We start from the raw sequence: 1,197 nt of genomic DNA on the forward strand, positions 1-1,197 counted from the left end.
ATGCTATTTTCTAAATCTTTATAATTCTTTCTTAAATCTGATATCTCTTTAAAATTCTTGAGATTCTGCTCTAGCATTATGCTGTTATAATTAGCATTATTTTTTTCTATCTTCTCATCAATTTTTTCGTCAATATTATTAGATAGTTCTTCTTTGAGGTTGTTTAAATTTTCTTTCTCTTCTTCTAAAAATTTAGTTTGTTCTTCTTTTGCCTCTTCTAATCTAGTATTCAAACCTTCTATTTCTTTTTTGTTTTCCTCTGAATAGGAAGATAATTTATCATCTATATTTTTTATTAATTCATCATATTTTGAATTATTTTCATTTACTGAAGCATAAACTGTATTAGAAATATTTTCTTTTATGCTATTTTCTAAATCTTTATAATTCTTTCTTAAATCTGATATCTCTTTAAAATTCTTGAGATTCTGCTCTAGCATTATGCTGTTATAATTAGCATTATTTTTTTCTATCTTCTCATCAATTTTTTCGTCAATATTATTAGATAGTTCTTCTTTGAGGTTGTTTAAATTTTCTTTCTCTTCTTCTAAAAATTTAGTTTGTTCTTCTTTTGCCTCTTCTAATCTAGTATTCAAACCTTCTATTTCTTTTTTGTTTTCCTCTGAATAAGAAGATAATTTATCATCTATATTTTTTATTAATTCATCATATTTTGAATTATTTTCATTTACTGAAGCATAAACTGTATTAGAAATATTTTCTTTTATGCTATTTTCTAAATCTTTATAATTCTTTCTTAAATCTGATATCTCTTTAAAATTCTTGAGATTCTGCTCTAGCATTATGCTGTTATAATTAGCATTATTTTTTTCTATCTTCTCATCAATTTTTTCGTCAATATTATTAGATAGTTCTTCTTTGAGGTTGTTTAAATTTTCTTTCTCTTCTTCTAAAAATTTAGTTTGTTCTTCTTTTGCCTCTTCTAATCTAATATTCAAACCTTCTATTTCTTTTTTGTTTTCCTCTGAATAAGAAGATAATTTATCATCTATATTTTTTATTAATTCATCATATTTTGAATTATTTTCATTTACTGAAGCATAAACTGTATTAGAAATATTTTCTTTTATGCTATTTTCTAAATCTTTATAATTCTTTCTTAAATCTGATATCTCTTTAAAATTCTTGAGATTCTGCTCTAGCATTATGCTGTTATAATTAGCATTATTTTTTTCT

At 22.6% G+C, this 1,197-nt stretch carries 1 pseudogene; it reads right to left on the reverse strand.

Going from position 1 to position 1,197, the window contains the following annotated elements:
- A pseudogene (locus BRSU_RS14615) lies at positions 1 to 1,197 on the reverse strand (hypothetical protein); the annotation flags it as partial.

Source organism: Brachyspira suanatina, from assembly GCF_001049755.1.
GTDB classification, from domain to species: Bacteria; Spirochaetota; Brachyspiria; order Brachyspirales; family Brachyspiraceae; genus Brachyspira; species Brachyspira suanatina.